The sequence below is a fragment of the Halomonas caseinilytica genome (genome assembly GCF_001662305.1).
GTDB classification, from domain to species: Bacteria; Pseudomonadota; Gammaproteobacteria; order Pseudomonadales; family Halomonadaceae; genus Halomonas; species Halomonas caseinilytica.
Window position 1 is genome coordinate 94,867 of the sequence record NZ_BDEP01000017.1, and the last position, 19,799, is coordinate 114,665.

Genomic DNA, 19,799 nt, shown 5'->3' on the forward strand with positions numbered 1-19,799 from the left:
CATTTCACGAGATACCTCTAGGTGTCGCCGTTTTGCCACAGGGCAGGGCCGGTGCGGCTTGCTACCATAGGGATATCATTCCTTTTTCGGAGATTCTCATGCGTATACTGACACTATTGCTCGGTACGGTTGTGGTGGCTGGGTTGGCGGGCTGCAGCTACCAGCCTGCTCGCCTTACTCCTGAACCTCTTATAGAGATTGGCGATGGAGGGCATCACCATGATCGTGGGCATCGCGGTCGTGGGGGCGATTTCTGCCCGCCGGGTCTGGCCAAGCAGGGGCGCTGCTGACGCCCGGCGCCTCGTTTCGACTCGGTAGTGGTAGCTGCTTGTGTTCGGCACCTTCACACGCAGTCGGTCGAGCTGTACTGAACATGCCACATGGCAGCCTGCCGTGGCAGACGATGTTCGAGGCTGTGGGCACCACAGCATGCGGTGCCCTGGAGCTGGCAGCGCCTCCTAGGGATGGTGCCTTTCACGATGCCGTTCTCCTGACTTTTTCAGGAGCCGGCATCGGGTCATATCCATGCCACAAAGCTGAACACTCCGCTTAGGAGAGTTCAGTTTCTGCCAGGACACGACGCAAGACAGACCACGATAGGTCGGAGTGAGTCTTGAACTTGTCCTTTTTCTTGTCTTCTTCTTTTATGTAGTTGAAGGCGTTTCGAGTGTGGGAGATTTTTTTCTCGTTATCGTCATGATGCTCTTCATGATCATGAGGCATCATGGGCGTCTCGTCTTCATTGAGGTAAACATGGAAGCTGGCGCCAAACTCCTCGGTAGAGTTCATGAATCTAGGTCCAGTTTTACTCTCACCTCCATTTAGCGGGCAATAGACCCGGTGAACAGGGTAAGTGTCTTTCGATAGCCATGCACATTGCCCAGGGTTCAGGGTGGTAAGCCCGAGTTTTTTGGCGTTCCAGTCTAAAGAATCGTACAACATGACATCCAGCTGCCCAGCAAGGCAGAAGACAATGCCGGTCGTTTCCCCGTGAGAGTGAATAGGCGAGTAATGTTGGGCAGGCCAGATCTCAAGCACTACTGGGGAACCAACGTCACCCTTGTCCTTGTGAGGAGGTTTTTGCGTATGGCCATCAGCCTCGGCAAGGTAGTCGTACTGACTTTTCCCTGTGCAGGCTACGCGTATATAGGGTGGATGGCTCGGGTCGGCTTTGGCTTTCAAGTGTAAAATCTTGCGTAGCAAGCCGTATTTACCGTGGTGATGCTTGAAGGGAGAGAGGTGCTTGCGCATTGCCGCAATCTCCCAAGGTGATAGGCGCATGTTTTCCGCTTTGCGTGCCATGTCCATGACCACAGGAGGAATCATTAATTGCTGGACATATTCATCGAAGAACGATGCTTGGCTGATTACCGGTGAGGGAATGGCCTTCGCGGCCTTCTGGCGGAGCTCCCGATCTTCTTCCTTGGTGATATGAAACGGGTATTCTGTCTCACAAGCTTCATGTTCATGGTCTTCTTTTATATGCTTTGAATTTGTCATTTCATTCCTCTCTATGCTTGTTGGCGAGTTGTTGAGTTATTTTTTGAAGGTGTCAGTAGGTTTGGAGGTTTTGTTGGTCTCCATAAAGATAGTTGGTGATAGAGTTGGGGGTTGTTCTTGTTCCTGGTTGATCTTGTGTTTTTGTAGGTTTTTCGTCAACAATCTATTGAAAGAAAATGTGTTTTTATGTTTGATGTTTGTATTGATCAAGTGTGGGATCAATCGGTTATGGTTATTATCGGGCCTTGATAAGGGAGAGTGAAAAGGGGCTATGTTAAGTGTTAAACATGCCGCTAGCGAAGTCCGGAAGGGTCGCGTGGTGTTCTCGGCCTCCATGACACCTTATGCACGCCAAAACGGGCGCCTGATGCCATGGCCGGCTATGGCATTTGAATGTTCAAGAGCCAGGGTGGCTGTCGTTAGACAATCGTGGGTTTATTAGACAGAATGCTGGATAGGTCAGATAATCTGAACGGAAGATCGGGCAGGTGTGGATCTACCATTGGGTTACCCCAACGCGTCACAAATTTTCTGCGCAAGTGTGTCTGGATCTTTTGTGGATTCGATCGATAAAACATGGCATGACCGCTCCGCAAGCCAAGCCCTGTGTCGAGCCAGGCTCCTTCCTGGCATCTCCCCATCATCATATTGGGCCGCCCATTCCAGGAATTTAGGATCAACGGATCCAAATCGTTGGATATCCCTGTGCTTGATTCTCTCAATCCGTGTCTGAGCAGGGGCTGTGAGGAAAACAATCATGTCAAAAGCATCCTCAACCTCTCTGCCCCATGACATCACTGATCCAGCAACGACGACGCGTTTAGTCTCGTTGAGAGCCTTGGCCATCATTGCTCGACGTTCATCGTTGGAACGCTTTTCCTGGAAGGGTGGAGTGGTAGGCAACCAGTAAATGTCATCGGCCCCTTGAAACGTAGCTCCAATGTAGCTTGCCAATAATTTGCCCAATGTCGACGTGCCAGAGCCTGCGGCGCCAGTTACCAGTATCTTCATGATGTTGCCTTCCTGTTTGCTATCCATAAAATTCTGCTGTCAATGGGGCATGTATGAAGCAAGCCGTACGTAATTTTATGCTATGTAATGCTGGCTCGGGTGATAGGCAACACATTGGAGCGAAGAAAAGGGGAGCGTTTACTCGCTTGACCAGGAGGTTTTATGGTGGCCAGGGGGCATATTCCCTGGCCGATTCGGCGTGACCGAGGAAGTGTAGTGGCTGGGTAAGTCTGGCTAACGCACATGGCGTACTCAGATCATTATCAGATAGCTCTCCAAGCAACGCGCTTGATATTGTCTTTTGGTCCGGTTAAGACGTACCGAGCAGGTCAAGCTATAGTATTAGTGTTGTTGCTGGCAGGCAACGTGTCTTTGTATTTGTCAACTAGTAGCGTTCCGCGTAGGCGGCTACTTTGAACTTCACGAAGTAATGCCACTTCAATATCGAGAGGTGTGCTTGTTGCTGGGTAATAGACAGATCCTTTTTTTATCTCTTTCCAACCTTCTTTGATTAGTTGATTGAAAACCTCGGTCGCTTCCATGTTGTCTCCTTTTGTGTATTATATTAAGAAGAGTGTTGTGGGTGGTTGTTATGTTTTGATGATTTCTTTTTTTTCATGGAGTTTGCTTGGTTTTCGTTGTTGTTTGTTGAGCTATGGTTGTAGGCGGATATTAAGGGTGGTTGTTTTATAATGTTCGCCCCTGCTAATCGCAAGGGCGGGAAAAGTTATGTGGAGATTTTGTGTGTTGGTGCTGTAGAACTTTCCCTCCCCGTTTTATAAGGAATCTACGGCATTGTAGTCGGATTGTACACCACCATCTTCGACAATGGGGCCATCATCGAGGATGCTACCAGGGTCTTCCCGTTCGGCGTTGTAATTAGACTGTACGCCGCCATCGTCGACAAGCGGCTCGTCATCAAGGGTGCCGCCAGTGTTTTTCCTTTCGGGGTTGTAGCCGGATTGCACGCCGCCGTCTTTGACGAGGGCTTCACCGTCGTTGCCCCTCATCATGGACATATCGCGGGATTGACCAGAATGCCCGTTGTCTGACATTCCGCCTTCATGGTGGTCTGCGATGGCCATGCTGGAAAGTAGGGCCATTATCCCCATCAATGCTGTTGCTTTAATGACATGCATCATAGTGAACCTCGCATATATGAGTTGCTCTATCCATGTCGAGGGGGCGCCACGGTGATACTCGACCTAGTCGGGTGGTATTACTGTGCTGTGATGGTGGTCATCACGAGGTTCCCATCTACCTTGACCGGGCCATCTTCCGAAGCGCCGAGCGTATACTCGAACACACCGGTCTCCATGCCGCCTTCCTCGCTGTGAACCATCAGCATCAACTGATCGCCGGAACTAACGTTTTCGGTCAGCAATGCGGTGACGTCCATGTTCTCGCCTTTCTTGAGCGGAGCATGGCCAACCACGGGACCTGGTTTCATGTTGTCGTCAGTTCGATGTACTACTAGCCAGCCATTGCTGTTTGCCATGACTTTCTCGGCGTACACCGAGCCATCTGCGGCCGACTGGTCATTGGCCCAGACTTGCGGATGCATGTCTGCTTGAGCGAGGGAAGCGCCGACGAGCAGAGCAGTGGATACAAATGCACTTGCCATGAACTTGGTCATCATCATTCTCTCCTTGTATTCCGAAGCACGCCCTACCAGTCAAAGGGTTTATGGAGGGCGTGTTCGTAGTTACGAGTGGAGAGCACGCAAGGTTTCACGTCAGCGTGAAAAAAGTTATAGGTGCTGTGACTTCCCTCTCTGGTCGGTGGGATAGAGATAGCCGTGGATAGCAGGGCCCGTCGGTTGGCCGGTAGGAGAACCACCCGGAGGTTCAATGCTGATGCCGAAGGTGGCCTGTTTAAGCAGGTCGGGATCGTAGTCGCGTAAGGCATCGGCATCCAGGCTGAGGTCGTCGTTCAGTACGCCCACAGAGCGAGGGTTAGGCCCAAGCTCGGCTGACTTGATCCACAATTGATAGGATCGATCCGGCAGTGGTTCCGCCGTTACGGGTTGCACGTTCAGCCGGCGGTTGTCGAGGTCAACGGCGAGCATGAAGGCTGGCTGTTGGTCGTTCTGTGTGAAGACGGCTACGAAAGGAGTTTGGTTTGGCGTCGAGTCGAACAGTACGACCAGAACGATGGCCATTGCCAGTGCTGCAGCGGAAGCGAACGCAGCACTCCAGCGCCAGAAGGCAAGGCGACGACGCATTGCTAGCAATTGCGTCGTGCTGCTTTCACGGCCGCTTGCTTCGGTCTCGAGCACCGCGATGCGGCGTTCGATCCGCTCCAGTAGATCTGGCCCAGGGGCTACATCTTGGATTTCGTTGCGAAGTGGGGCAAGGCGTATCTCCCAGGCCCGAATTTGTGCGTCTAGGTTAGAATCATGCTTCCGACGCTGGGCCACTTCAGCACGTTCGTCGATCTCGAGGGTGCCCAGCACATATTCGGCGGCCAACATGTCGATGTCGTCGTGTCCAGTCATGACGCGAGGCACCCCTTGAGTTGCTTTAAGGCTCGGTGGAGCCAAGTCTTGACGGTATTCACCGGTTGTTCGAAATACGCAGCTAGATCGGCGCGCGACCATCCATCCAAGTACGCCAGGCGCACCATGTTTTGGTGTCTGGCTTCGAGCTCCTCCAAACAGGCATGCAGATGTCGGACATCCTGTTCGTGTTCAATGCATTCTTGGGCACTGATCTCATCGGCGGAGGTCTGTGACAATGCGTCCTCAGATTCATGAGGAGTTCTAGGCTGGCGGCGCAATTCGTCGATGGCAGCATGGCGAGCGATGGTCACCATCCAGGTAATAGGGGAAGCCCGACTGGTTTCGAATTGTGACGCCTTCTGCCAGATCGTGACGTAGACCTCTTGGATGACATCATCCGCTCGACTCCGATCTTTCAAGATACGCAACACCGTGCCATAGAGTTTCGCCGAGGTGGCCTCATAGAGCTGAGCGAAGGCGCGACGATCACTTTGGGTAATGAGCTGGAGTAGATCACGGAGGTGGTTATTGGATGATGGCGTCGCGGATGAGGTGTCGCCGCAATGCGCTGAAGAGGGCCATGAGTTATCGGACATACCACTTTCCTTGTTGATGTCATCGAGCAAGCACCATGTAAGGACAGACTAGCGTGCTGCCGCTGTACAGGCCAATGCGGGGCCATGTGAGAGAGTGGCGGGTAGGGGCTGATCGGACAGGGATTCGAGCCGGGTGTGGCTCTACCATTGAGCTACCCCGGGGCTGCCGATGAGGAGAAGATGGGGGCAACGAGGCTTTGACCGATCGAGGAGCTTTTCCCAGTGGGCATTGATCATTTCCTTCTCCTCATCGGTCTGTGCTCTCAGCACAGGAACACCGCCGGTGTCTGGAACGTATTCTCCCAGCTTTTCAAGTGCACGTATCCGCTTTATCTCATGTAGGTAGTGCTGGAATTGTTGCCATTCCTTGGTGCTGACAACTGCCTGGTACCTAACGATAGGCTCGTCATTGGAGAACTTCCTCGTGTCCAGAAACGTACTCCGGGTGTCTTCCCGATTCAGGAACTGCCACACCTCAAGCCTGGCTGCGTTTCTCTCCCTGCGCTTGTCGCGCCCAATGGCAAGCTAGTTGCCCAAGAGCGCACCGAATGCGGTCCCGAGCAAGCCGAACAGCCACTCACTTAAACCAGGTCCAGGTAATGGGTTTTTCTCTCCTCTTCATCAGGAGCCAAGGCGATAGCATCTATAGACGTTTCAGCGTCCACTCTTCATGGGGCAAACCGAACGCCATTCCATGTCATTTGGTTCTGGCTCGGGTACGTCGAGAGAGGGGAAGGAGGACACTCGTTTTGGCGTAATTTTGATAATGTCTGAGCACAACGAAAAAACCGCCACCCGGGATGACCCGTAAGTGGCGGTTTCTCTTGATATGTCTGGTCGGAGCGACTGGATTCGAACCAGCGACCTTTGCAACCCCATTGCAACGCGCTACCAAGCTGCGCCACGCTCCGATACTTTTCCCGGTGCACCTTTCCTGCCTGGGTGCCTCCCCGAGAACGAGGCGTATACTAGCGCGTTCGTGAGCAAATGAAAAGCCCCTTTTGCGCTTTTGTTTCAATTGCTTGGCCAATGACGCCGGGATGGTGTCCGGTTGCCGGGCTTTGCCACAATACTGCGTATCACAAGGGTGCTGAACTAGGCGGGGGGACGAAATGCCATTGATAATGGGGATGAGCATGTTGCTGGCGTGCCAGATGCTGGGCGAGCTGGTGACACGAGGGCTGGCACTGTCGGTGCCCGGACCGGTGATCGGCATGGTGATCTTGCTGGCAGCCTTGGTGGTGAGGGGCAAGGTGCCGTCGAGTCTCCGGGTAACTGGCGAGGGCTTGCTGCGTTATCTGACGCTGCTGTTCGTGCCGGCAGGGGTCGGTTTGATGGTCCATGGCGCCTTGATCGGTGCCGATCTGTTGCCGATCGCGGTGACGCTGGTGGGCTCCACGGCCATGACCCTGGCGGTGACGGCCTGGGTGCTGTCGCGCCTTCAGGGCCGGGGCGGGCGTCGGGGAAGCGGGGAGAATGAGACATGAGCGTGGCGGCGCTCGATCAGTTGTGGGTCTATCTTTCCGGTAACCCGCTGCTGTCGTTGTTGGCGACATTGCTAGCCTTCATGGTGGCGGTGCGCCTCAATCGCGCACTGGGCGGCACGCCCTTGCTGCATCCGGTTACCTTGTCCATCGCCATCCTGATCGGCTTCCTGCTGCTGGTCGACATGGACTACGCCACCTATTTCGAAGGAGCCCAGTTCATTCACTTCCTGCTGGGGCCGGCCACGGTGGCCCTGGCGATCCCCCTCTATGATCATCGCGAGCGCGTCCGGCGCCTGCTGGGATCGCTACTGCTGGCTTGTGTCGCGGGCATCCTGACCGCGGTGGTCAGCACCATCGGTCTGGCGATGCTGTTCGGCGTTCGCCAGGAAACCCTGTTGTCGCTGGCGCCACGTTCGGTCACGTCTCCCATTGCCATGGGCATTGCCGAACAGATCGGAGGGATTCCTTCGCTGGCGGCGGGGCTGGTGCTGCTGACAGGGTCGATCGGTTGTGCCCTCGGACCGGGCGTCTTTCGTCTGTTGAAGATCACTGATCCGGCCGTGCAGGGATTTACCATGGGATTGTCGGCCCATGGTTTCGGCACGGCCCATTCTTTCGCCCGTCTGGGGGCGGTGGCAGGTGCCTTCTCGGGGCTTTCGATGGGTCTGACCGGCCTGTTGACCGCCTTTCTCTTGCCGCTGATCACACGTCTTCTCGGTCTGAGCTGACGTTGTCGTCCTGCCATCATCTGGGCCAACAGGGCCTGTGTTCGCCGACGTTGCCGACACCTCCTAGTCTCATGGAGACGGGGGCGTCGAAGGAGAGAGGTAATGTGGCGAGTGATCAAGTCGGTTCTGGCGGCTTTTTTCGGCGTACAGAAGGAGAGCCGTCGTCACGAGGACTTCTCTCGGGGGCGGGCTTCGCACTTCATCATCGCCGGTATCCTGATGGGAGGCGTGCTGGTGCTGCTGATCGCCCTGGTCGCATCGCTGGCCGCCCGATGAGGCGCGACTGCCCTGTGATCGTTGAGAACCGCGTTTATGAGATCGGGTCAGAGCGGTCCGTGACGAATGCCGAGGCTCTTCTATACTCGATCAAGTAGCGGCTAATACAACAACAATGTTCAGGAGGAGGCGATGCGCATGCGGCTCGTGTGGACAGCGGGATTGGTCGCCTGCTCGGGGCTGTCGGGGAGTGTGCTGGCCAACGGCTGGAACATGCCGGTCGGGGTCACTGACGTCAGCCGCGAGATTCATTCCCTGCACATGACCATCTTCTGGATCTGTGTCGTCATCGGCGTCGTCGTCTTCGGCGCGATGTTCTACTCGCTGTTTCGCTATCGCCGTTCGCGTGGCGCCAAGGCCGCCAACTTTCACGAACATACGACCGTGGAAGTCATCTGGACCCTGATTCCGATCCTGATCCTGGTGGCCATGGCGATTCCTGCCACTGCCACGCTCAAGACGATGTACGACACTTCCGAAGCCGATCTGGACGTGATGGTCACCGGTCAGCAGTGGCGCTGGCGTTATGACTATCTCGGCGAGGATGTCGCCTTTACCTCCAACCTGGCAACGGCCCGCTCCCAGGTCAGCGGAGAGAGCGCCAAGCAGGAAAACTATCTGCTCGAGGTCGACGAGCCGCTCGTGCTGCCGGTGGATCGCAAGGTACGCCTGCTGATGACATCGGATGATGTCATCCACTCCTGGTGGGTGCCGGACCTGGCCGTCAAGCAGGATGCCGTGCCGGGGTTCGTCAACGAGAACTGGGTGCGCATCAACGAGCCGGGGATCTATCGCGGCCAATGTGCCGAGTTGTGCGGTCGTGATCACGCCTTCATGCCGGTGGTCGTCAAGGCGGTGGAGCCCGAGCGCTTCGATGCCTGGCTGGCCGAGCGCAAGGAAGCCGCCGCCCAGGAAGCGATGGGGGTGGACCGCGAGTGGGAACTGGATGAATTGATGGAGCGGGGCGAGCAGGTCTACGGCACGATCTGCGCTTCCTGTCACCAGCCCGATGGCTCCGGTAGCCCGCCGGCCTTCCCTGCGCTAGCCGGCAATCAAGCGATACTCGACGACCCGGACTATCACATCGACACCGTAGTCAATGGCGTCTCCGGCTCGGCGATGCCGGCCTTCCGCAGCACGCTGAATCCAGTGGAACTGGCCGCGGTGATCACCTATGAGCGCAATGCCTGGGGCAACGAGACCGGCGAGGCCATACAGCCGGCGGAGATTGCCGAACTGCTCGACGAGCAGTAGGGCGCGCTTTTCGACGACGGATACCGAGGGGGATAGATCATGGCTTCGCACCTGCCTCCCAGACCCACGCCCCAGCAGCATCAGGCCGATGCCGGCGGCATGGCGGCGGATGACCATCATCATGGGCCGCGGGGCCTGATGCGCTGGCTGCTGACCACCAACCACAAGGAGATCGGCACGCTCTATCTGATCTTCTCGCTGACGATGTTCTTCATCGGCGGCATCTTCGCGATGGTGGTTCGAGCGGAATTGTTTCAGCCTGGCCTGCAACTGGTGCAGCCGGAATTCTTCAACCAGATGACCACCATGCATGGCCTGATCATGGTGTTCGGCGCGGTCATGCCGGCGTTCGTCGGTCTGGCGAACTGGATGGTGCCGCTGCAGATCGGTGCCCCCGACATGGCATTGCCACGCCTCAACAATTTCAGTTTCTGGCTGTTGCCGGTGGCGTTTGCGTTGTTGCTCTCCACGCTGGTGATGCCGGGCGGGGCCCCCAATTTCGGCTGGACCTTCTATGCGCCGCTGTCGACGACCTATGCGCCACCGTCCACGACCTTCTTCATCTTCTCGTTGCACCTGGCGGGCATCAGTTCGATCCTCGGTGCGATCAATATCATCGCTACCATTCTCAACCTGCGGACACCGAGCATGCGCATGATGGACATGCCGCTGTTCGTCTGGACCTGGCTGATCACCGCCTTTCTGCTGATTGCCGTGATGCCGGTGCTGGCCGGGGTGATCACCATGATGCTGCTGGACATCAATTTCGGCACCAGCTTCTTCAATGCTGCCGGCGGGGGTGACCCCGTCCTCTTCCAGCATCTGTTCTGGTTCTTCGGGCATCCAGAGGTCTACATCATGATCCTGCCGGCCTTTGGCATCGTCTCGGTGATCATCCCGACCTTTGCCCGCAAGCGCTTGTTCGGCTACGCCTCGATGGTCTATGCCACGGCTTCCATCGCGATCCTTTCTTTCCTGGTCTGGGCCCACCACATGTTCGTCGTGGGCCTGCCCCTGGTGGCGGAGCTGTTCTTCATGTACAGCACCATGCTGATTGCGGTACCCACCGGGGTGAAGGTGTTCAACTGGATCACCACGTTGTTTCGTGGCTCGCTCACCTTCGAGCCGCCGATGCTGTTTGCCCTGGCCTTCGTCGTGCTGTTCACCATCGGAGGGTTCTCGGGACTGATGCTGGCCATCTCGCCGGCGGATTTCCAGTATCACGACACCTATTTCGTGGTCGCCCACTTCCATTACGTGCTGGTGCCCGGGGCGGTGTTCGCCATCATGGCCGCCGTCTACTACTGGCTGCCCAAGTGGACCGGCCACTATCCGCATACACGTCTGTCGCAATGGCACTTCTGGCTGTCGGTGATCGGCGTCAACCTGACCTTCTTTCCGATGCATTTCGCCGGTCTCGCCGGCATGCCAAGGCGAATTCCGGACTATGCGCTGCAGTTTGCCGACTTCAACATGATCACCAGCATCGGGGCTTTCATGTTCGGGGCCTCGCAACTGCTCTTCGTAGCAGTGGTGGTGCTCTGCGTGCGCAGGGGCGAGAAGGCGCCGGCCAAGGCATGGGACGGGGCCGAGGATCTCGAATGGACGGTTCCCAGCCCGGCTCCCTTGCATACCTTCGAAACACCGCCGCACTTCGAGCCGCATCGGCATTGATGGCAGACGTCGGGAGGCTTGCATGGTGGGACAACGCTCCGATGACACACGCCGAGAGATCAGGCGTACCGTGGCCAAGACCCTGGTGGCGCTGGTCGGGATGTGTGTCTTCGCCTTCGCGCTGGTGCCCTTGTACGACGTGTTCTGCCAGGTCACCGGGCTCAATGGCAAGACATCGAATCAGGCCCAGGCACTGGCCCACGAGGCCGTCGACCAGGATCGGGTGGTCACGATGCAGTTCATCACCCGAGGCAGTCCGGGGCTGCCGTGGTCGCTGGAAGCGCATACTCGTCAGGTTCGCGTTCATCCGGGGCAGAGCGCTGAGGTGCACTTCTCGTTCGAGAACCTGGGCGACCAGGCCAGCGTGGCGCGTGCGGTTCCCAGCGTGACGCCTTCGCAGGCCTCGCTGCACCTTCGCAAGCTGGCGTGCTTCTGCTTTCAGAATCAACGCCTGGCGCCGGGCGAGCGTTTCGAGGCGCCCCTGGTCTTTCAGTTGACGCGGGACCTGCCGGCCGACATCAAGACGGTCACGCTGGTCTATACCCTGTACCGGCAGGACGCGGCACCGTCCCGGGGGAAGGGGACGTCGACGCGAGGAGGTGACGCATGAGCGGTGGTAGCTATTACGTACCCCCATCGAGCAAATGGCCGGTGCTCGGCTCCCTGGCCCTGGGGGCCTTGATGGTCGGCACCGGTGTGATGCTGGTGCATGGCGCCTCGGGCATGCCGGTCATGGTGGTCGGTCTGGTCGGGATTCTGGCTGTCATGTGGTTGTGGTTTCGGGATGTCATCCACGAATCCCGCAAGGGGCTCTACGACGATCAGATGGATCGTTCCTTTCGCTGGGGAATGGGATGGTTCATTTTCTCCGAGGTGATGTTCTTCGCCGCTTTCTTCGGCGCCCTGTTCTATATCCGAACCTTCGCGCTGCCGTGGTTGGATGGCGAAGGCGCCAAGGGAGTGGCCGCGCTGCTGTGGCCAGACTTCACGGCTTCCTGGCCATTGCTGGAGCCTCCGGATGCGGCCATTCAAGGGCCCGAGCAGACGTTCAGTCCCTGGCACTTGCCGCTGGTCAATACCCTGATCCTGGTCGGCTCCAGCATCACCCTGACGGTGGCGCACGAGGGGTTGAAAGAAGGGCGTCGTGACACGGCGCGCCATTGGCTGACGCTGACCGTGCTGTTGGGGCTGTGCTTCATCGCCATTCAGGGCATCGAGTACCGGGAGGCCTATGTTCATTACGGGATCACCCTGCAGGCAGGCATCTACGGCGCCACCTTTTTCCTGCTGACGGGCTTTCACGGCGCCCATGTGATCGTCGGCACCCTGATCCTGATCGCCATTCTGGCACGGGTCCGGCGAGGACACTTTTCCGAGGATCAGCATTTCGGGTTCGAGGCGGCGGCCTGGTACTGGCATTTCGTGGACGTGGTGTGGATAGGGCTTTTCACCTTCGTTTACGTCTTCTGAATCGGCACAAGGCGAGGCATCTCAGCCGCCTAAGCCGCCGCCATAGAACCCGTACAGGAGGAGCGCGAGGAGCAGGGCGGCCAGGCAGACACGTAGCTTGAGGGAGATGAGCACGCGCCGCGAGCGACCGCCGTCCTTGAGCAGAAAGCCGGCTCCGGCGGCGAGGCTGGCGACCATGGCAACGAAGACGAGGGCGATCAGGACCTTGAGAAACATGTCGGACTCCATGACGAGGTTTGCCACACGGATTCGGTCCAGCCGTCGCCTGGCGCTGTGGTTCGGGTTCTGGGCCTGTCTGGTGGTGCTCGGACTCGGACTTGGACTATGGCAGTGGGAGCGTGCCGCCGACAAGCGAGAGTTGCTGACGAGTTTCGAGTCGGCGCCTCGGCTAGTGGCCCCCGAGACCTCGCCGCCCAATGGTGCCAGGATCACCGTGTCGGGTGAGTACCTGGCGGACGAGACGCTGTTTCTCGACAACCGTATCCATGCAGACCGGCTCGGTGTGGCGGTCCTGACGCCTCTGCGTGGCGACGATGGGCGCCTGTGGCTGGTGGAGCGCGGGTTTCTGTCCACCGGCCCGAGTCGTGACACGCCGCGGGTGTCGACGCCGGATGGACGCGTCACCCTGAAAGGGCGCTGGCAGGTGGCCGGTGATTCGGCGCCGCTGCTCGGCCCCAATCGCGAGGGCAAGCGCCTGCAGCATATCGACCTTGGCGCCTGGGAGACCCCGGACGGCTTCGCTCATGCCGGTTGGTTGCACCTGGAGGCAGGCGAGGGGCACTTGACCTCCTGGTGGCGCCCCAATGTGTTACCGCCGTCGCGACACCTCGGTTATGCCGCCCAGTGGTGGGGGCTGGCGCTGACGGCGATGGTGGTGATGATCGTCGGGGCGCGCCGGCTGAGCCGCGACCGGCGCGGGCACAGCCTCGAGAACAAGCAGGAGACACGCTCATGACCGATGCCCGTATCGTCCGTTCCCGTCTCAAATTGCTGGCCTTGTTCGCCGTGTTTGCCCTGCCCATGGCGATGGCCTGGGGCATGGTCGAGTGGCGGCTCGGGATTCCCGATGAACGTACCGCTCATGGCGAGCTGCATCCCGATCTCCCGCGGTTGGCCGACTGGCCGTTGAGCCGGGTGGCGAAGGACGGCGCCGACGATTGGCTGATGGCCTTCGATTGCACGAACGATTGTGCCGCATCGGCGGATCGTTGGTGGCGGGTACACCGAGCCCTGGGGCGTGATGCTCATCGAGTCAGTCGGCTGCGCATCGGTGAAGGGGGCGGCAAGACACTGCCTGGCGAAGCGATCGCGACATGGCACGACATGCCGACCTGGCGGGAGCCGGGCACGCTCTGGATCCTCGACCCTGACGGGCGGCCGGTATTGAGCTACGGCGAGGGCGTGGCGGCGTCGAATGTGCTGGAAGACATCGAGCGCTTGCTGAAGCTGAATCCTGAGCGGCCTCTGGCGCGCCTGCACGATGAGTGACGGGAGGAGAGGATGCGTGACGAGGGCATGCTGGATCCGTGGTATCGGGCGAGACTGAAAAGGCTGCGCTGGTTGAGCCTGCTGGGCGTGTTGTTCGCTGCCCTGGTCATTCTGGCCGGAGCCTGGACCCGCCTGGTGGACGCCGGGCTGGGGTGCCCTGACTGGCCGGGATGCTATGGACAGTGGGTGGTACCGGATGAAGCGCGCGCGCTGGTACATTCTCCCGATGTGCCGCTAGAGGCGTCCAAGGCATGGATGGAAATGCTGCATCGATACCTGGCCTCGTCATTGGGGCTGCTGGTGATCATCGTGGTGGTACTGGGATGGCGACTGAGGCAGCGCGTTGGGTACCCATGGCGACTTTCTCTGGTGTTGCTGGCACTGATCCTGGTTCAGGGGGCCTTCGGCGCGTTCACCGTGACGCTCCGGTTGTGGCCGCAGGTGGTGACATTGCACCTGCTCGGCGGCATGGCTGTGATGGGGGGATTTCTATGGTTGCATCTGCGTGTACGGCACCTGTCGATGTCGGGGGTGTGGCGGCGGCAACCGCGTCGGCTCACGCCGCTCTGGGGAGTGGCGCTGGGGCTGCTGGTGCTTCAGCTGGCCCTTGGTGGTTGGACATCGAGCAACTATGCGGGCATCGCGTGCCAGGGGTTTCCTACCTGTAATGCCCAGTGGTGGCCGAGCATGGATTGGGGCGAGGGGTTTCACCTGACCCAGACCGTGGGGCCCAACTACCTGCATGGGCAATTGCATGCGGAGGCGCGCAGTGCGATCCATGTTGGTCATCGTTTGGGAGGAGCGGCACTGTTCCTGTGTTTGCTGGGGTTGGGATGGCGTTACCGGCACGATCGCGGTGTCTCGCCCTGGCTGGGGGTGATGGGCGGTGTCTGTCTGTTGCAGGCGGCACTGGGCATTGCCAACGTGCTGCTGTGGCTACCGCTCTGGCTGGCCTTGCTGCATACCGCCGGCGCAACCATGCTGGTGGTGGCGACGTTGTTGGCGGTCTGGAGCTGGCGATGGGGTGAAGCTGCTCCCCGGTCATCGCCATCGATGACGGCGAGGGAGTTGATGCATGCATGACGCCAGATCGATGACGCACTCGGCGATCACGCCGCTATGGCGTGACCTCATCACCCTCGGCAAGCCGCGTGTGGTGTCGGTAATGCTGGTCTGCAGCCTGGTGGGGATGCTGCTGGCCCGGCCGGTACCTCCTCTCGACAAGGTGGTGCTGGGGCTGATCGGCATCGGTCTCGCCGCCAGTGGCGCTGCCGCGTTCAATCACGTCGTGGACCGTCGCCTGGATGCCATGATGCTGCGCACGGCATCGCGTCCTCTGGCGATGCAGCGTCTGCCGCTGCCGCTGGCCCTGGGGTGGGCAACCCTGTTGTCGATCACGGGCATCGGGCTGCTGCATGGCGGCGTCAATCCCTTGACGGCCTGGCTCACCTTCGGCTCCTTGATTGGCTATGCCCTGATCTATACCGCCTTTCTCAAGCGAGCTACGCCGCAGAACATCGTGATCGGTGGAGTGGCGGGGGCGGCCCCTCCGCTGCTGGGTTGGACGTCAGTGAGTAACCAGTTTGGCCCTGAGCCGTTGCTGTTGGTCTTGATCGTGTTCGCCTGGACGCCGCCGCATTTCTGGGCATTGGCCATCCACAAACGAGATGAGTACGAGCGAGCTGGGGTGCCGATGCTGCCGGTCACCCACGGTGAAGCCTTCACGCGCCTGCAAGTATGGCTCTATGGCTGGCTGACGGTGGCGGTGACATTACTGCCTTTCGTCATCGGCATGAGCGGCTGGATCTACCTGCTGGGGGTGACGGCGCTGAACGTGCGCTTCATGTGGTGGAATGGTCGAGTGTGGCAGGGGCAGAACCCTCGGGCGCCGCTCGGGGCTTTCTGGTTTTCCATTCGTTACATTCTTGGGATCTTCGCCATGTTGCTGATCGATAACTATGTCGGATTCTGGTGGGGCTGAGGCAAGACAGAGCGCCCGGCGTGCGACGCTTCGGCGTGAACGTGGCGTCGAGATATCGAGGAGATGGGTTGGTCGCCCAGATGGCGCGGTTTAGAATGCGCGCCCTTACCCCTTGAATGACAGACGTAATGGGAACTATTTCATGACCAATACCACTGCCCTGATGCTGCTCGGGCTGGCCCTTGTCGTCGTCGCCGGCCTGGGAGCTTATGCTGTTACCCTGTGGCGGGAGGTCCGGCGTCGTGAAGCGTTCCGCGAAGAAGAGTTGCGCCGGGCACACGAAAACTGCCTGGAGAATCTCGAGCTGGTAGCCAGTGCCTTGCAGCAAGGGCAGGTCGATATCACCGAGGGCGCCTGGCGTTGCAAGACGTTACTGGACATTCTCGATCCATCGTTGGTTTCCCGGCCGGAATTCCTTGCCTTTGCCGAGGTTCATGAGCGAACCCGGCACCTGCATACACATTCGGCACGCCAGGCGCTGAGCCCAAGAGAGCGCTTCCAGGAGGACCGGGAGCGCCTGAAAGTGGAGGATGAATGGCGCGATGCCGTCATGAAAGCGGCCTTGCACGCATTGAGGTTTCGACGCGATTGGCCGGATTCTTTGCATTGATTTGAATGACCTAAACAAAACAATGTATTACACTTGCCAGTGCGTTTTTCGATTGAAAGGTGACTCAGTCTCCGGCAAGCTGCTAATCGCGACGTAGGTGGCTGATAAGTGGATGGAGTCCCGAGTCATCGCGCGCCGTTGATTGGCCGAGATCGCGATTTCGTGCTTTCTTGGTCGGTGTGGACGGACAAGATCCGTCTCCGGTTGGCCATACCACCGGATTCGCTGGATGGCTAAGCCCTATGCTGGCCCCGCTAGATTTGTGTCAAGAAGGAGTCTTACATGAAAAAATCAACGACTGGCTTGTTGCTCGGTTCCGCGCTGGTGGTCGGTTTGTCCGGCTGCGCCAGTTCGGCGTCTCAATCCTCCGGCATGGGCGACAGCTCAGCGTCCGATCGTGCCTGGTACAAGCATCCCGCTGTCTGCAGCGTTGCAGGCGGTCTGATCGGTGCCGGTATCGGTTACAGCGCCGTGGATGACGACGATGAAGATACCGGTGCCTATGTCGGTGGTACCGTCGGCGCTGCCGCGGCCGCGCTGCTGTGCGCCGAGCCGAACAAAGGTCCGGAGCCTGTCGGCGACAGCGACGGCGACGGTGTGCCGGACGATAAGGATCAGTGTCCGGGAACTCCGGCCGGTGTCGCGGTTGACGCCGTGGGCTGCCCGCTGGACTCCGACGGTGACGGCGTGCCGGACTACCAGGACCAGTGCCCGGGTACCCCGGCAGGTGCCGAGGTCAACGCGCTGGGCTGCGTCGAGGATCTGGTGCTGCAGGATGTCAACTTCGAGTTCGACTCTGCACGTCTGACCGCGGGCGCCGAGTCCGTCCTGACCGACGTTGCCGCCAAGCTGCGTTCCAACGAGAACGTCCGTGTTCGTATCGAAGGTCACACCGACTCCGTCGGTCCGGCCGATTACAACAAGGACCTCTCTCAGCGTCGTGCCGATTCCGTGGCGAGCTTCCTGGCCAGCCAGGGCATTTCCGCCGATCGCATGACCACCATCGGCTATGGCGAAGAGCAGCCGGTGGCCAGCAACGACACCAAGGCGGGTCGTGCCGAGAACCGTCGTGTCGAGCTTGGCGAGTGGGAGTGATGCTCTCCTGAGTCGACCCTTCAGCGCCCCGGCTCGAAGCCGGGGCGCAGTATAGAGTCGGAAAGGCGCCTTCGGGCGCCTTTTTCGTTGGCGATCAAGCTCACCCATGGCGCCGTCGGTAGGGCGTCTGGTAGGCTAGCGTCGCTCAAGGCAATCCATCTTCTCGCAACATGTGATCCCTGGTATGGATCACCACTGTGCCCAAGGAATCGCTTCATCATGCCCATCGTGACCCTGCCGGACGGCAGCCAGAGACCTTTCGACGAACCGCTTACCATCATGCAGCTGGCCGAGAGCATCGGCACGGGCCTGGCCAAGGCCTGTATCGCCGGGCGCATCGATGGCGAACTGGTGGACGCTGCGGATATCATCGATCATGACGCCGAAGTGTCGATCATCACCGCCCGCGACCCCGAAGGACTGGAGATCATTCGTCACTCCTGTGCCCACTTGATCGGCCATGCGGTCAAGCAACTCTATCCGGATGCCAAGATGGCCATCGGCCCGGTGATCGAGGATGGGTTCTACTACGATATCGACTTCGGTCGTTCGGTGACGCCCGAAGATCTCGAGGCCATCGAGGCGCGGATGCAGGCGCTGATCGATACGGGATACGACGTCGTGCGCGAATACGTCGACCGTGACCGCGCCATGCTGACCTTCCTGCATCGCGACGAACCCTACAAACAGGAAATCGTGCGCGAGATTCCGGAGGGGGAGACGATCCGTCTCTATCACCACCAGGAATACACCGACATGTGTCGGGGACCCCATGTTCCCAATACTCGCCACCTCAAGGCCTTCAAGCTGACCAAGCTGGCCGGCGCCTATTGGAGAGGCGATGCCGAACGTCCCATGCTGACACGGATCTACGGCACCGCCTGGGGAGACAAGAAGCAGCTCAAGGCCTATCTCAAGCGCCTCGAGGAAGCCGAGAAGCGGGACCATCGTAAGCTGGCACGCAAGCTCGATCTCTTCCACATGCAGGAAGAGGCGCCGGGCATGATATTCTGGCATCCGCGCGGATGGACGCTCTGGCAAGTGGTCGAGCAGTACATGCGCCAGGTGTACAAGGATGGGGGCTATCAGGAGATCCGTTGCCCCCAGGTGATGGATGTCTCGCTGTGGAAGAAGTCCGGCCATTGGGACAACTATGCCGATGGCATGTTCTTCACCGAGTCGGAGAAACGCGAATACGCGCTCAAGCCGATGAACTGTCCGGGGCATGTGCAGGTCTTCAATTCCGGCCTGCGCAGCTACCGTGAACTGCCGGTGCGTTACGGCGAATTCGGCGGTTGTCATCGCAACGAGCCTTCTGGCGCCTTGCACGGCATCATGCGGGTACGCGCCTTCACCCAGGACGATGGGCATGTCTTCTGCACCGAAGCGCAGATCGAGTCGGAGGTGACGAGTTTCCACCGTCAGGCGCTGCAGGTCTATCAAGACTTCGGGTTCGAGGACATCGCCGTGAAGATCGCTCTGCGTCCCGAGAAGCGCCTTGGCGACGATGCGGTCTGGGATCGTGCCGAGGAAGCCCTGCGAGGCGCCCTGCGGACGTGTGACGTCGACTGGGAGGAGCTGCCGGGCGAGGGTGCCTTTTATGGTCCCAAGATCGAGTACCACATGAAGGATTGCCTGGGGCGTGAATGGCAGGTCGGCACCATGCAGGTCGACTTCATGATGCCGGTGCGTCTCGGCGCCCAGTATGTCACCGAGGATGGGGAGCGACGTTCGCCGGTGATGCTGCACCGGGCCATTGTCGGCTCGATGGAGCGCTTCATCGGCATCCTCATCGAGCACTATGCTGGCGCCATGCCATTGTGGCTGGCACCGCAGCAGGTTGTGGTGTTGACGATCACCGATGCACAGCGCGACTATGCCATGGCTCTCGAGCAGCGCTTGCAGAAAAACGGCCTGCGAGTCAAGGCGGACTTGAGGAACGAGAAGATCGGCTTTAAAATCCGCGAGCATACGTTGCAGAAGGTCCCCTATCTCCTGGTGGTGGGAGATAAGGAAGTCGAAGCCGACTCGGTAGCCGTGCGCTCGCGAATTGGCGAGGATCTCGGCACCATGACGGTGGATGCCTTCATCGACCGGATTCAGGCCGAGCGGCGCTAGCGACATCTTCC

General features: G+C 59.1%; 22 protein-coding genes and 1 tRNA gene. 14 read left to right on the forward strand and 9 right to left on the reverse strand.

Annotated features, from left to right (window positions below):
* Positions 1-549: 549 nt before the first annotated feature.
* The 8 genes from A9O65_RS12210 to A9O65_RS12245 form a co-directional block, all read right to left on the reverse strand.
* On the reverse strand, positions 550-1,500 hold the full coding sequence (locus A9O65_RS12210; RefSeq protein WP_064702241.1) for a cupin domain-containing protein: 951 nt from the start codon (positions 1,498-1,500) through the stop codon (positions 550-552).
* 507 nt (positions 1,501-2,007) lie between these two features.
* Positions 2,008-2,538, reverse strand: coding sequence for an AAA family ATPase (locus tag A9O65_RS12215; protein ID WP_254783087.1), 531 nt, complete (start codon positions 2,536-2,538; stop codon positions 2,008-2,010).
* Positions 2,539-2,840: 302 nt separating this feature from the next.
* A complete protein-coding gene (locus A9O65_RS17260) occupies positions 2,841-3,053 on the reverse strand; it encodes a hypothetical protein (protein ID WP_139180636.1) in 213 nt (70 codons plus the stop codon).
* A 234-nt stretch (positions 3,054-3,287) separates the two neighbouring features.
* Entirely contained in the window at positions 3,288-3,653 is a 366-nt protein-coding gene (locus tag A9O65_RS12220) for a hypothetical protein (protein ID WP_064702243.1), read from the reverse strand.
* A 77-nt stretch (positions 3,654-3,730) separates the two neighbouring features.
* Positions 3,731-4,150: a DUF7282 domain-containing protein gene (locus A9O65_RS12225; protein ID WP_064702244.1), complete on the reverse strand. Its 420-nt coding sequence runs from the start codon at positions 4,148-4,150 to the stop codon at positions 3,731-3,733.
* Between the two features lie 111 nt (positions 4,151-4,261).
* On the reverse strand, positions 4,262-5,008 hold the full coding sequence (locus A9O65_RS12230; RefSeq protein WP_064702245.1) for an anti-sigma factor: 747 nt from the start codon (positions 5,006-5,008) through the stop codon (positions 4,262-4,264).
* Positions 5,005-5,607: a sigma-70 family RNA polymerase sigma factor gene (locus A9O65_RS12235; RefSeq protein ID WP_064698382.1), complete on the reverse strand. Its 603-nt coding sequence runs from the start codon at positions 5,605-5,607 to the stop codon at positions 5,005-5,007. The genes A9O65_RS12230 and A9O65_RS12235 overlap by 4 nt, the downstream gene beginning before the upstream one ends.
* Positions 5,608-6,441: 834 nt before the next feature.
* A tRNA-Pro gene (locus tag A9O65_RS12245) sits at positions 6,442-6,518 on the reverse strand.
* A gap of 219 nt (positions 6,519-6,737) precedes the next feature.
* On the opposite strand from A9O65_RS12245, the gene A9O65_RS12250 reads away from it, so the two are divergent.
* The 7 genes from A9O65_RS12250 (at position 6,738) to A9O65_RS12275 (ending at position 12,496) form a co-directional block, all read left to right on the forward strand.
* Positions 6,738-7,094 carry a CidA/LrgA family protein gene (locus tag A9O65_RS12250; protein WP_342039352.1) on the forward strand — a complete coding sequence of 119 codons (357 nt, stop codon included), beginning with the start codon at positions 6,738-6,740 and terminating at the stop codon, positions 7,092-7,094.
* Positions 7,091-7,822 carry an LrgB family protein gene (locus A9O65_RS12255; protein ID WP_064702247.1) on the forward strand — a complete coding sequence of 244 codons (732 nt, stop codon included), beginning with the start codon at positions 7,091-7,093 and terminating at the stop codon, positions 7,820-7,822. The genes A9O65_RS12250 and A9O65_RS12255 overlap by 4 nt, the downstream gene beginning before the upstream one ends.
* A 102-nt stretch (positions 7,823-7,924) precedes the next feature.
* The gene (locus A9O65_RS17020) at positions 7,925-8,098 is read left to right on the forward strand and encodes a DUF2970 domain-containing protein (protein WP_073292049.1); all 174 of its coding nucleotides are present in this window, start codon (positions 7,925-7,927) and stop codon (positions 8,096-8,098) included.
* Between the two features lie 138 nt (positions 8,099-8,236).
* The gene (gene coxB, locus A9O65_RS12260) at positions 8,237-9,352 is read left to right on the forward strand and encodes a cytochrome c oxidase subunit II (protein WP_082919935.1); all 1,116 of its coding nucleotides are present in this window, start codon (positions 8,237-8,239) and stop codon (positions 9,350-9,352) included.
* 39 nt (positions 9,353-9,391) lie between these two features.
* Positions 9,392-11,026 carry a cytochrome c oxidase subunit I gene (ctaD, locus tag A9O65_RS12265; RefSeq protein WP_217641187.1) on the forward strand — a complete coding sequence of 545 codons (1,635 nt, stop codon included), beginning with the start codon at positions 9,392-9,394 and terminating at the stop codon, positions 11,024-11,026.
* 22 nt (positions 11,027-11,048) lie between these two features.
* The gene (locus A9O65_RS12270) at positions 11,049-11,636 is read left to right on the forward strand and encodes a cytochrome c oxidase assembly protein (RefSeq protein ID WP_064698387.1); all 588 of its coding nucleotides are present in this window, start codon (positions 11,049-11,051) and stop codon (positions 11,634-11,636) included.
* Positions 11,633-12,496 (forward strand): cytochrome c oxidase subunit 3, encoded by an 864-nt coding sequence (locus tag A9O65_RS12275; RefSeq protein ID WP_064698388.1) that lies wholly within the window; start codon positions 11,633-11,635, stop codon positions 12,494-12,496. Before A9O65_RS12270 ends, A9O65_RS12275 begins: the two co-directional genes overlap by 4 nt.
* Positions 12,497-12,517: 21 nt before the next feature.
* On the opposite strand, the gene A9O65_RS12280 is transcribed toward A9O65_RS12275, so the two are convergent.
* Complete coding sequence (locus tag A9O65_RS12280; protein WP_064698389.1) at positions 12,518-12,712, reverse strand: DUF2909 family protein; 195 nt, start codon at positions 12,710-12,712, stop codon at positions 12,518-12,520.
* Between A9O65_RS12280 and A9O65_RS12285 the strand changes: the two genes are divergently transcribed.
* The 7 genes from A9O65_RS12285 (at position 12,711) to thrS (ending at position 19,788) form a co-directional block, all read left to right on the forward strand.
* Positions 12,711-13,451, forward strand: coding sequence for an SURF1 family protein (locus A9O65_RS12285; protein ID WP_064702248.1), 741 nt, complete (start codon positions 12,711-12,713; stop codon positions 13,449-13,451). The two genes, A9O65_RS12280 and A9O65_RS12285, sit on opposite strands and share 2 nt — an antisense overlap.
* Entirely contained in the window at positions 13,448-13,984 is a 537-nt protein-coding gene (locus tag A9O65_RS12290; protein ID WP_064702249.1) for a redox-active disulfide-containing membrane protein, read from the forward strand. The genes A9O65_RS12285 and A9O65_RS12290 overlap by 4 nt, the downstream gene beginning before the upstream one ends.
* Before the next feature lie 12 nt (positions 13,985-13,996).
* A complete protein-coding gene (locus tag A9O65_RS12295; RefSeq protein WP_082920172.1) occupies positions 13,997-15,067 on the forward strand; it encodes a COX15/CtaA family protein in 1,071 nt (356 codons plus the stop codon).
* Entirely contained in the window at positions 15,060-15,965 is a 906-nt protein-coding gene (gene cyoE, locus A9O65_RS12300) for a heme o synthase (RefSeq protein ID WP_064698392.1), read from the forward strand. Before A9O65_RS12295 ends, cyoE begins: the two co-directional genes overlap by 8 nt.
* 142 nt (positions 15,966-16,107) lie before the next feature.
* A complete protein-coding gene (locus A9O65_RS12305) occupies positions 16,108-16,575 on the forward strand; it encodes a DUF2489 domain-containing protein (RefSeq protein ID WP_064698393.1) in 468 nt (155 codons plus the stop codon).
* Positions 16,576-16,857: 282 nt separating this feature from the next.
* Positions 16,858-17,670, forward strand: coding sequence for an OmpA family protein (locus tag A9O65_RS12310; RefSeq protein WP_064698394.1), 813 nt, complete (start codon positions 16,858-16,860; stop codon positions 17,668-17,670).
* Between the two features lie 219 nt (positions 17,671-17,889).
* Entirely contained in the window at positions 17,890-19,788 is a 1,899-nt protein-coding gene (thrS, locus tag A9O65_RS12315) for a threonine--tRNA ligase (protein ID WP_064702250.1), read from the forward strand.
* The last annotated feature ends 11 nt before the right edge of the window (positions 19,789-19,799 follow it).

Excerpts from the sequence above, each read along its gene's own strand:
- A9O65_RS12210 (WP_064702241.1), bottom strand. The coding sequence starts at position 1,500 with ATGACAAATTCAAAGCATATAAAAGAAGACCATGAACATGAAGCTTGT.
- A9O65_RS12215 (WP_254783087.1), bottom strand. The coding sequence starts at position 2,538 with ATGGATAGCAAACAGGAAGGCAACATCATGAAGATACTGGTAACTGGC.
- A9O65_RS17260 (WP_139180636.1), bottom strand. The coding sequence starts at position 3,053 with ATGGAAGCGACCGAGGTTTTCAATCAACTAATCAAAGAAGGTTGGAAA.
- A9O65_RS12220 (WP_064702243.1), bottom strand. The coding sequence starts at position 3,653 with ATGATGCATGTCATTAAAGCAACAGCATTGATGGGGATAATGGCCCTA.
- A9O65_RS12225 (WP_064702244.1), bottom strand. The coding sequence starts at position 4,150 with ATGATGACCAAGTTCATGGCAAGTGCATTTGTATCCACTGCTCTGCTC.
- A9O65_RS12230 (WP_064702245.1), bottom strand. The coding sequence starts at position 5,008 with ATGACTGGACACGACGACATCGACATGTTGGCCGCCGAATATGTGCTG.
- A9O65_RS12235 (WP_064698382.1), bottom strand. The coding sequence starts at position 5,607 with ATGTCCGATAACTCATGGCCCTCTTCAGCGCATTGCGGCGACACCTCA.
- A9O65_RS12250 (WP_342039352.1), top strand. The coding sequence starts at position 6,738 with ATGAGCATGTTGCTGGCGTGCCAGATGCTGGGCGAGCTGGTGACACGA.
- A9O65_RS12255 (WP_064702247.1), top strand. The coding sequence starts at position 7,091 with ATGAGCGTGGCGGCGCTCGATCAGTTGTGGGTCTATCTTTCCGGTAAC.
- A9O65_RS17020 (WP_073292049.1), top strand. The coding sequence starts at position 7,925 with ATGTGGCGAGTGATCAAGTCGGTTCTGGCGGCTTTTTTCGGCGTACAG.
- coxB (WP_082919935.1), top strand. The coding sequence starts at position 8,237 with ATGCGGCTCGTGTGGACAGCGGGATTGGTCGCCTGCTCGGGGCTGTCG.
- ctaD (WP_217641187.1), top strand. The coding sequence starts at position 9,392 with ATGGCTTCGCACCTGCCTCCCAGACCCACGCCCCAGCAGCATCAGGCC.
- A9O65_RS12270 (WP_064698387.1), top strand. The coding sequence starts at position 11,049 with ATGGTGGGACAACGCTCCGATGACACACGCCGAGAGATCAGGCGTACC.
- A9O65_RS12275 (WP_064698388.1), top strand. The coding sequence starts at position 11,633 with ATGAGCGGTGGTAGCTATTACGTACCCCCATCGAGCAAATGGCCGGTG.
- A9O65_RS12285 (WP_064702248.1), top strand. The coding sequence starts at position 12,711 with ATGTCGGACTCCATGACGAGGTTTGCCACACGGATTCGGTCCAGCCGT.
- A9O65_RS12280 (WP_064698389.1), bottom strand. The coding sequence starts at position 12,712 with ATGTTTCTCAAGGTCCTGATCGCCCTCGTCTTCGTTGCCATGGTCGCC.
- A9O65_RS12290 (WP_064702249.1), top strand. The coding sequence starts at position 13,448 with ATGACCGATGCCCGTATCGTCCGTTCCCGTCTCAAATTGCTGGCCTTG.
- A9O65_RS12295 (WP_082920172.1), top strand. The coding sequence starts at position 13,997 with ATGCGTGACGAGGGCATGCTGGATCCGTGGTATCGGGCGAGACTGAAA.
- cyoE (WP_064698392.1), top strand. The coding sequence starts at position 15,060 with ATGCATGACGCCAGATCGATGACGCACTCGGCGATCACGCCGCTATGG.
- A9O65_RS12305 (WP_064698393.1), top strand. The coding sequence starts at position 16,108 with ATGACCAATACCACTGCCCTGATGCTGCTCGGGCTGGCCCTTGTCGTC.
- A9O65_RS12310 (WP_064698394.1), top strand. The coding sequence starts at position 16,858 with ATGAAAAAATCAACGACTGGCTTGTTGCTCGGTTCCGCGCTGGTGGTC.
- thrS (WP_064702250.1), top strand. The coding sequence starts at position 17,890 with ATGCCCATCGTGACCCTGCCGGACGGCAGCCAGAGACCTTTCGACGAA.